The sequence below is a fragment of the Pseudomonas sp. HMWF006 genome (genome assembly GCF_003061205.1).
Lineage (GTDB): Bacteria > Pseudomonadota > Gammaproteobacteria > Pseudomonadales > Pseudomonadaceae > Aquipseudomonas > Aquipseudomonas monsensis.
In genome coordinates this window covers 11,860-21,320 of record NZ_QAIU01000559.1, presented here as the reverse complement: position 1 = coordinate 21,320, position 9,461 = coordinate 11,860, and the positions used below count along the sequence as shown (strand labels likewise).

Sequence of the window (9,461 nt, the reverse complement as noted above, 5' to 3'; positions counted from 1 at the left end):
ATTCAAGCGCGAACCCGCCTATGCCGAGCTGAGCGCCCGTTATGGCGCGGCTCCCGTTATCGGGGCGCCGCTGGGCAATGCCTCGGCCAGCAGCAAAACCGTTGAGCAGCAGGAAAGCAGCGCGCGGTGATTGCTCTGTTATACTCCGGCGTTCCCGCCAGGCTCACGCCCGGACGCCCGGAACCGTAACAGGCCTCTCGACCCGCTACAGCGCAGCTCTCCAGCCCGCGCGAGCGCTCCAGACGTGCCTTCGGAACCGCAGCAGGACCGGACGGGATTGCGTCCTCTTAAACGTGATTCGCGCCAGGCAAGACTCCCATTGGGCCAAGCCCTAACTAAAACAGGATTACTCATGTCCTTTGCTTCCCTCGGTCTCTCCGAGGCTTTAGTCCGCGCCATCGAAGATGCGGGCTATACCGAGCCTACTCCGGTGCAACAGCGGGCCATTCCCGCCGTGTTGCAAGGTCGCGACCTGATGGTTGCGGCACAGACAGGTACCGGTAAAACCGGCGGTTTCGCCCTTCCAATCCTGGAGCGGTTGTTCCCTAACGGTCACCCGGACAAATCCCAGCGTCATGGCCCGCGCCAGCCGCGCGTTCTGGTCCTGACGCCGACCCGCGAACTCGCGGCCCAGGTTCACGAGAGCTTCAAGATCTACGCCCGTGACCTGAAATTCGTCAGCGCCTGCATCTTCGGCGGCGTCGGCATGAACCCGCAGGTTCAGGCCATGTCCCGTGGTGTCGACGTGCTCGTCGCCTGCCCGGGTCGCCTGCTCGACCTCGCCGGCCAGGGCAGCGTCGATCTGTCCCACGTCGAAATCCTCGTCCTCGACGAAGCCGACCGCATGCTCGACATGGGTTTCGTGCACGACGTGAAGAAGGTCCTCGCACGTCTGCCGGCCAAGCGTCAGAACCTGCTGTTCTCGGCGACTTTCTCCAAAGACATTACCGATCTTGCCGGCAAGCTGCTGCACAACCCGGAACGCATCGAAGTGACGCCGCCGAACACCACGGTCGAGCGCATCGAACAACGGGTCTTCCGTCTGCCGGCCAGCCACAAGCGTGCGCTGCTCGCGCACCTGATCACTGCCGGCGCCTGGGAACAGGTGCTGGTGTTCACCCGCACCAAGCACGGCGCCAACCGTCTGGCCGAGTACCTGGACAAGCACGGCCTGCCAGCCGTCGCGATCCACGGCAACAAGAGCCAGAATGCCCGCACCAAAGCCCTGGCCGACTTCAAGGCCGGCGAAGTGCGCATTCTGGTCGCGACTGACATCGCTGCCCGCGGCCTGGACATCGACCAGTTGCCACACGTGGTCAACTTCGAACTGCCGAACGTCGATGAAGACTACGTGCACCGTATCGGCCGTACTGGCCGCGCCGGTCGTTCGGGCGAGGCGATCTCGCTGGTGGCCCCGGACGAAGAAAAACTGCTGAAAAGCATCGAACGCATGACCAAGCAGAAAATCGCCGATGGCGACCTGATGGGCTTCGATGCCAGCACCATCGAGGCCGAGAAGCCTGAAGTGCGCGAGCGTCCGGACATGCGCAACCCGCGCAATTCCCGTGGCCCGCGTGGCGACGGTCCGAATGGCGGCGGCGGTGGCGGCGGTCGCAAGGACAAAGGCAAGGACAAGGGTAAGGAAAAACCCGCTGGTGAACGCGGCGAGCGCCCTGCCCGTCAGCAGAAGCCACGTGAAGGCACTCCGGCCCGCGAACAGCGTCAACCGTCGCAGCCGCCACGCGCCGCCGCTGATCGTGCACCGGACGAGTTCCTCGACGACGATATTGATAACTTCGGTAACCGCGTTGATTACGTGCCCAAAGCCGCCCCGGCCGGTGGCCGTGGTCGCCGTCCAGGCGCTCCGGCACAAGGCACTGGCGCTGGCGCCCCTCGTGGCGGTCAGCCGCAGGGTCGCCAGAACGGTCCGCGCAACAGCAACGGTTCGAGCACCGGCACCCCGCCGGCCAAACGCAACGGCCCGCGCAATGGCGCACCACGTGACGGTCAGTCGGGTCGTCGTGACGAGTCCTCGTCGCGCAACCGTCGTCCAGCCCGTGACGATCAGCCACGTACCGAACCAGCCGTGCAGAACCCGCGCAGCAACGGTCCGAAGATCATGCACAAGGAATCGAAAGCCGACCGCTTCCCGACGCCTGAGCAGCTCGATCAACTGCCAAGCCGCCCACGTGGCGAGAAACCAGCCCTGCTGACCCGCAATCGCTGATTTCACGCTGCAATAAAAAATGCCCCGACTCGCAAGAGCCGGGGCATTTTTTATGCCGTCACCAATCCCCGCCTCACCACAATCCCCCTGTGGGAGCGAGCTTGCTCGCGAAAGCGTCGGATCAGTCGAGACCTCTGGTGAATGACACACCGCATTCGCGAGCAAGCTCGCTCCCACAGGGGATGTGTATGACGGACAATAAAAAACGCCCCTGGCCTTGCGACCGGGGGCGTTTTTGTGTGGCGGACGAAAGTTACTTAACTTTCACGCCTTCCAGCGAGATGTCCAGATCTGCGGTTTGCGAGGTAGGACCTGGGCCCTTGATCCCGAAATCGTTCAGGTTGAGGGTGGTCTTGGCATTGAAGCCTGCACGCTCGCCGCCCCACGGATCCTTGCCTTCGCCGTTGAACGTGGCCTTGAAGGTCACAGGCTTGGTCACGCCGTGCAGAGTCAGGTCACCGGTCACGTCAGCAGTCTTGTCGCCGGTCGATTTAACGGCGGTGGAGACGAACTTGGCGTCAGCGAATTTGCCCACGTCCAGGAAGTCTTTGCTGGCGATGTGCTTGTCACGCTCGGCGTGGTTCGACCACAGGCTGGCGGTTTTCACGTCGACGGAGATTTTGCTGGCTTCAGGCTTGGCCGAATCCCACGAGAACGTGCCGTCGAAGTCTTTGAAAGTACCGTGGATGAAGCTGTAACCCAGGTGGCTGATTTTCCAGTCAACGAAGGCGTGCTGGCCTTCCTTGTCGATTTTGTAGTCCGCAGCCATGGCCTGACCAGCCGAGAGCAGTGCAGAACCGATTGCCAGAGCGGCCAGAGTCTTTTTCAACATGCTTTCTTTTCCTTTGAGTCGAGGTTGAATTTCAGGCTTTGCGACCGAGCATTCGCGTCAGGGTCGCATCACGATCAATAAAGTGGTGCTTCAATGCTGCCAACGCATGGAGGCCGGAAAAAATTACCAGCGTCCACGCCAGCCAGAGATGAATCACCCCAGCGGTATCTGCCTGATCCGGTAGCCCGGAAACCAGTGCAGGAACTTCAAACAGGCCAAACACCGGGATCCCGACACCGTCTGCGGTGGAAATCAGGTAACCGGCAAGCATCACAGCGAACAGCGCCAGATACAGAAACCCGTGGCCGAACTTTGCACCAATACGGGTCATGCGACTGTAGCTTTGCAGCGTCGGCGGCGGTGGGCTGATAAAGCGCCACAGCACCCGTAATACCATCACACCCAGCAGCACCAGTCCGATGCTCTTGTGCAGATCCGGCGCCTCTTTGCGCCAACTGCTGTAGTAATCCAGCCCGACCATCCACAGACCCAGCGCGAACAGTCCGAAGACCACCAGCGCCACGCCCCAGTGCATGAAGATGCTGACCCAACCATAGCGCGAAGAAGAGTTACGTAGCTGCATTGCCCAAATCCTGTGAGAACTGCGAACCAAGACTAGCGAGTTATCTATCGAATTAAAGCGGAAAATTTTGCTTTGAAATATCGAGAAATACGATCAAGAGTCTTGAGCATGGTGGTTAAGGAAAGATTAAAGGGGAAAGTGTGGGGCAGGATACTGGGTACAGATCCAAAGTTAGTGCTGCCTGAACCGGCCTCTTCGCGAGCAAGCTCGCTCCCACAAGGGATTGCATTCCAGTTGCGGGATCACGGTCGAATAATGTGGGAGCGAGCTTGCTCGCGAAGGCGGTTTGGCAGGCAAAAAAAAGCGCGGCCTGCAAGCCGCGCTTTTTCATTCACCGCAAAGCCTTACTGCGCTTTGCTGTCGGTGCTTGCTGCCGGAGCCGGAGCGGCCGCCGGTTTAGCCGCTGGCTTCTTCGCCGGTTCAGCCTTTTTCGCCGCCGGTTTGGCCGGGGCTTTTTTCGCTTCGGTCTTCGCAGCAGGCTTCTTCGCCGCAGGCTTGGCTGCCGCTTTCTTCGCCGGCTCGGCTTTCACCGGAGCGGCTGGCTTCGGTGCTTCCACCGGTGCTGGCGCAGGTGCCGGAGTCGGCGCAGGCGCTGGTGCCACAGGCGCCGGAGCTGGCTCTGGAGCCTTCACCGGTTCTGGCTTCTTCTCGTCATCCGAACCGCCGAACAGGTTGCTGAAGAAGTTGCCCTTCTTCGCTGCCACGGCACCTGCCGCGCCTGCCGCTGCTGCGGTTGCAGCCGCCGGGCCGACTTTGACCGGCTCGAACGACTTGCCAGCCGCCAGATCTTCAACCTGACTGGCCGCACGCTGACCAGTGCGCAGTGCGCCTTCCAGGGTGCCCGGGTACAAGGTGTCGGTATGTTCGCCGGCAAACGCTACGCGTTGCAGCGGACGTTCCCACAGACGCCAGAACTTGCTGATCTGGCCTGGACCGAAGGCCAGGTAAGCGCCGCCCATCGACGGGTCGGTGCTGTAGCGACGGATTTCATAACCGGTGAACGAGCCACGGGCCTGTGGATAAAACGCGTGCAGACGGATCAGCACCTGATCGACCATCTGCTTGTCGCCGAACGCCTGCATCACGCGGGCGTTGTCGCCGGACAGGTTGATCACCACGTTGGCGCCGCCCTTCAGGGCTGGCTCGATCCAGAGCATGCCGAGGCCGGCGTTGCTGTAGATCTCGCCGGACATGCGCGCCTTGCTTTCCCACACCGGCGTCTTGAACTTCAACATGATCTGGTCGCGCCAGCCGTAGTTGGTGCCCTTGATCGCCGCCAGGTGCTGGGCGTCCAGCGCCGGGGTCAAGGCAATCTTGTTCAGCGCGCGCAGTGGCACGGCCAACACCACGTAGTCTGCCTGATAACCAACACTGCCGACCTTGACGGTCACGCCGTCCTTGTCCTGAGTGATCGCGGACACCGGCGAGTTGGTCTTGATGGTCTTGATCTGCTTGACGAAGGCCTGGGCCAGCACCTGACTGCCGCCGACCAGACGCGAGGCGCGCAGGTCGCGGTCGGAGACGCCGCGATACACGCGGTTTTGCTGGGCGAAGTACAGCAGCGACAGACGCGACGGCTCGTCGTAGTGAGTGCGGATGTCCTGATTGATCAACTGACGCGCCGTGGCCGGCAGGTTCTGCTTGTCGAGCCAGCTCGACACGTTGATCTGGTCCAGCGCATGCAGGGTGCTGGTCGCGGCCGGGTTCTGCGGATCGTCGATCGAGCGCGCCAGATCGTCGAGGGTTTTCTGGTAGCGCTTCAAGGCCTCGGCGGTGGCCGGCTGCTTGGTCGCCAGATCGGCAGCGGAGAAATACTCGCCGTCGATCAGATAACCCGGGGTACGCACGAACTCAGGGGCCGGCGTGGTGCTCAGCTTGAAGGTCGAGACGTACTTGTTCAGCACCGGCTGGGTCTTGTCGTTGCCGATCCACTCGCTGGTGGCCATACCGGAGCGACCGCCCAGGCTCGGTTTGGCTTCCAGCAGCGTGACCTGCCAGCCTTTGTTTTGCAGTTCATAAGCGGCAGTCAGGCCCGACAGGCCGCCGCCAATCACGATCGCGGTTTTATCCTTGGCCAGCGCCGTAACGCTGAACAGCCCCAACATCACCAGCGCACAGGCGCGCAGCCAACCGACAGACATTCAGCGAACTCCGGAAATACACGTAGGAAAAAGCAGTTTTGCGGGTCAGACGACCCAAAGAACCGCGAAGAATACGTTAGCCATCAAAACGCCGCCAGCGACGTCTATCGGCTCATACAAAGTAGCTCAATCGACACAATGGGTTGTCCCCACGCGACGCATTGCATAGGCTTGCGCGATTGTTTGCCCGCGCCTGACGCGAGCCGCCTCGAGGAGACTGTAAATGGGCCTGAATAACCAGTGGATGCAACGCGACCTCGCGGTGTTGTGGCATCCCTGCACCCAGATGAAAGACCACGAACAGCTGCCGCTGATCCCGATCAAGCGCGGTGAAGGCGTCTGGCTCGAAGACTTCGAAGGCAAGCGCTACCTCGACGCCGTCAGCTCGTGGTGGGTCAACGTGTTCGGCCACGCCAACCCGCGCATCAATCAGCGCATCAAGGATCAGGTCGATCAGCTGGAACACGTGATCCTTGCCGGCTTCAGCCATCAGCCAGTGATCGAGCTGTCCGAGCGTCTGGTGAAGATGACCCCGGAAGGCCTGAACCGGGTGTTCTACGCCGATAACGGTTCGTCCTGTATCGAAGTCGCGCTGAAAATGAGCTTTCACTACTGGCTCAACCGCGGCCAGCCAAACAAAAAGCGCTTCGTCACCCTGACCAACAGCTACCACGGCGAAACCATGGCGGCGATGGCGGTCGGCGACGTGCCGCTGTTCACCGAAACCTACAAAGCGCTGCTGATGGACACCATCAAGGTGCCGAGCCCGGATTGCTACGGGCGTCCCGAAGGCATGAGCTGGGAAGAACACTCGCGCAACATGTTCGCCGCCATGGAACAGACCCTGGCAGAGCATCATGACAGCGTCGCGGCAGTGATTGTCGAGCCGCTGATTCAGGGCGCCGGCGGCATGCGCATGTATCACCCGGTGTACCTCAAGCTGCTGCGCGAGGCCTGCGACCGCTATGGCGTGCACCTGATTCACGACGAAATCGCCGTCGGCTTCGGCCGCACTGGAACCATGTTTGCCTGTGAACAGGCCGGCATCCGCCCGGACTTCCTCTGCCTGTCGAAAGCCCTGACCGGCGGCTACCTGCCACTGGCGGCGTGCCTGACCACCGACGAGGTCTACAGCGCGTTCTACGACGACTACCCGACCCTGCGCGCCTTCCTCCACTCGCACAGCTACACCGGCAACCCGCTGGCCTGTGCGGCGGCGCTGGCGACGCTGGATATCTTCGAGCAGGACAACGTCATCGAAAACAACCAGGCATTGGCCCAGCGCATGGCCTCGGCCACTGCGCATCTGGTCGATCACCCGAATGTCAGCGAAGTGCGCCAGACCGGCATGGTCCTGGCGATCGAGATGGTCAAGGATAAGGCCACCAAAGAGGCCTACCCTTGGCAGGAACGCCGTGGCCTGAAGGTGTTCCAGCATGCGCTGGAGCGTGGCGCGTTACTGCGTCCGCTGGGCAGCGTGGTGTATTTCCTGCCGCCGTACGTGATCACCCCGGAGCAGATCGACTTCCTCGCCGACGTCGCCAGCGAAGGCATCGACATTGCTACGCGTGACAGCGTCAGCGTGGCCGTGCCGAAAGACTTCCACCCCGGCTTCCGCGATCCGGGCTGATTCCTGAGGATTCAGACCAACCCTGTGGCGAGGGGATTTATCCCCGTTCGGCTGCGCGGCAGCCGTAAAATCAGCCCATGCAATACTCCTGACTCACCGCGATTGCAGATTTTGGGGTGGCTTTGCCACCCAACGGGGATAAATCCCCTCGCCACAAAAGCTCTGCATTACAGCAAGTACGCGCCCATTTTTTAGAGACCCGAAATGAGACTGTCCCGCTTCTTTATCGACGCCCCCCTGAGCACCGGCGAACACGAACTGCCGGAAGCCCAGGCGCATTACATCAGCCGCGTGCTGCGCATGGCCGAGGGCGATGCGGTGCAGTTGTTCGACGGCTCCGGCCATGAATTTCGCGGCACACTGCTGGAAGTCGGCAAGAAGCGCGTGACCGTGCAGATCGACGAGCAATTCGCCGGCCAGGTTGAATCGCCGCTGCACATCCACCTCGGCCAGGGCCTGTCCCGTGGCGAACGGATGGACTGGGCGATTCAGAAAGCCACCGAGCTGGGCGTGAGCGAAATCACCCCGATCTTCAGCGACCGCTGCGAAGTCCGGCTCAAGGACGAACGCGCCGACAAACGCCTGCTGCACTGGCGTCAGGTGGCGATCAGCGCCTGTGAACAGTGCGGGCGCTCACGAGTGCCGGTGATTCATCCGCCGCTGCTGCTGGCCGACTGGCTGAAGCAGACCCAGGCCGAATTGAAGCTGGTGCTGCACCCGGTGGCGGAGCCGCTGGTGAGCCATGCGAAACCTTCGACACTGGCGTTTCTGATCGGGCCGGAGGGTGGCTTGTCGGAGGCTGAAGTCGAGCAGGCCAAGGGTAATGGTTTCCATGCCGCCCGCCTCGGACCGCGGGTGTTGCGCACCGAAACCGCGCCGGTGGTTGCACTGGCGGTGGCCCAACAGCTTTGGGGTGATTTCTAAGGCCCCTTCGCGAGCAAGCTCGCTCCCACAGTAGATCTCCGGTGAGCACAGATTTTGTGAACACCCTAGATCCAATGTGGGAGCGAGCTTGCTCGCGAATGCGGCGTGTCATTCAGCAAAAAAGTTGGTTGACCTGACGCCTTCGCGAGCAAGCTCGCTCCCACAGGGATTACATTTACAGGACATAAAACAGAATCGCCACAAAGTGCAGCAGGCTCCCGGCGATCACAAACAGGTGCCAGATCCCGTGCGCATGCCGCAACCGGTGATCGAGGGCAAAAAAGATGATCCCCACGGTGTACAACACCCCGCCCGACGCCAGCCAGGCAAACCCTGTCGTACCCAGTGCCGCAATCAACGGTTTCACCGCCACCAGCACAATCCAGCCCATCACCGCGTAAATCACGATCGACAGGATCCGCGCCTCCGAGCGTGGCTTGATCTCCTGCAGAATACCGATCAGCGCCAGCCCCCAGACAATCCCGAACAACGTCCAGCCCCACGGTCCGCGCAGGGTCACCAGGCAGAACGGTGTATAGCTGCCGGCGATCAGCAGGTAGATCGAAAAGTGATCGACCTTCTTCATGATCGCTTTCTTGCGCCCGCGCACGCTGTGGTACACGGTCGAAGCGCTGTACAGCACCAGCAAGGTAAACGCGTAGATCGCCACGCTGACAATTTTCCACGGACTGCCGTCGAGGCTGGCAATCACCAGCATCCACACGCCGCCGATAAACGCTGCCACTGCCCCGACCAGATGCGTCCAGGCGTTGAGTCTTTCCCCGTGATACATGTGTCACTCACCTCAAGATTCGTTACCGCAGCGCGCAAGGCTCGGGCCTTGAGCCTAAAAGCGCAATGTTTCTGTTCAACGCGGACCTGCGCACGCCACGGTAATTGGGCACAATCGGTCGATACCAAAAAGAGTCCGCGCCATGCTGATCGACGAAGAATTGACCCTGAAAAAACTCGAGGTGTTCCTCGCCTTCATGCGCACCGGCAACCTCGCCCGCGCCGCTGCCGAGTTGCAGACCAGCAATGTCAGCGTGCACCGGGCGATCCATTCGCTGGAAAGCGCCCTGCGTTGTCCGCTGTTCAAGCACGAAGGCCGCAACCTGACGCCA

8 protein-coding genes and 2 pseudogenes are annotated in these 9,461 nt (G+C 61.4%); 5 read left to right on the top strand and 5 right to left on the bottom strand.

Annotated elements, in window-relative coordinates; translation table 11 throughout:
- Together DBR24_RS33770 and DBR24_RS25540 are read left to right on the top strand one after the other, a co-directional pair.
- Positions 1 to 130, top strand: a pseudogene (locus tag DBR24_RS33770) (amino acid ABC transporter substrate-binding protein); the annotation flags it as partial.
- A gap of 222 nt (positions 131 to 352) precedes the next feature.
- The gene (locus DBR24_RS25540) at positions 353 to 2,227 is read left to right on the top strand and encodes a DEAD/DEAH box helicase (RefSeq protein WP_128616111.1); all 1,875 of its coding nucleotides are present in this window, start codon (positions 353 to 355) and stop codon (positions 2,225 to 2,227) included.
- 253 nt (positions 2,228 to 2,480) lie between these two features.
- On the opposite strand, the gene DBR24_RS25530 is transcribed toward DBR24_RS25540, so the two are convergent.
- The 3 genes from DBR24_RS25530 to DBR24_RS25520 form a co-directional block, all read right to left on the bottom strand.
- Positions 2,481 to 3,059 carry a YceI family protein gene (locus DBR24_RS25530; RefSeq protein ID WP_083367682.1) on the bottom strand — a complete coding sequence of 193 codons (579 nt, stop codon included), beginning with the start codon at positions 3,057 to 3,059 and terminating at the stop codon, positions 2,481 to 2,483.
- 31 nt (positions 3,060 to 3,090) lie between these two features.
- Positions 3,091 to 3,642 carry a cytochrome b gene (locus tag DBR24_RS25525; RefSeq protein WP_123469503.1) on the bottom strand — a complete coding sequence of 184 codons (552 nt, stop codon included), beginning with the start codon at positions 3,640 to 3,642 and terminating at the stop codon, positions 3,091 to 3,093.
- A 344-nt stretch (positions 3,643 to 3,986) separates the two neighbouring features.
- Entirely contained in the window at positions 3,987 to 5,783 is a 1,797-nt protein-coding gene (locus tag DBR24_RS25520; protein ID WP_128616110.1) for a flavin monoamine oxidase family protein, read from the bottom strand.
- A 223-nt stretch (positions 5,784 to 6,006) separates the two neighbouring features.
- Here DBR24_RS25520 and DBR24_RS25515 point away from each other — a divergent pair, with 223 nt between their 5' ends.
- Together DBR24_RS25515 and DBR24_RS25510 are read left to right on the top strand one after the other, a co-directional pair.
- Complete coding sequence (locus tag DBR24_RS25515; RefSeq protein ID WP_123469507.1) at positions 6,007 to 7,413, top strand: adenosylmethionine--8-amino-7-oxononanoate transaminase; 1,407 nt, start codon at positions 6,007 to 6,009, stop codon at positions 7,411 to 7,413.
- A 204-nt stretch (positions 7,414 to 7,617) separates the two neighbouring features.
- Positions 7,618 to 8,337, top strand: a complete 720-nt coding sequence (locus tag DBR24_RS25510) for a 16S rRNA (uracil(1498)-N(3))-methyltransferase (protein WP_123469509.1) — start codon at positions 7,618 to 7,620, stop codon at positions 8,335 to 8,337.
- Positions 8,338 to 8,414: 77 nt separating this feature from the next.
- Here the strand turns inward: DBR24_RS25510 and DBR24_RS33760 are convergent.
- Together DBR24_RS33760 and DBR24_RS25505 are read right to left on the bottom strand one after the other, a co-directional pair.
- Positions 8,415 to 8,507, bottom strand: a pseudogene (locus DBR24_RS33760) (metal ABC transporter ATP-binding protein); the annotation flags it as partial.
- Between the two features lie 5 nt (positions 8,508 to 8,512).
- On the bottom strand, positions 8,513 to 9,130 hold the full coding sequence (locus tag DBR24_RS25505) for a hemolysin III family protein (protein WP_025109169.1): 618 nt from the start codon (positions 9,128 to 9,130) through the stop codon (positions 8,513 to 8,515).
- A 142-nt stretch (positions 9,131 to 9,272) separates the two neighbouring features.
- Between DBR24_RS25505 and DBR24_RS33755 the strand changes: the two genes are divergently transcribed.
- The coding region (locus DBR24_RS33755) for a LysR family transcriptional regulator (RefSeq protein ID WP_256591825.1) at positions 9,273 to 9,461 on the top strand (189 nt) is incomplete at its 3' end.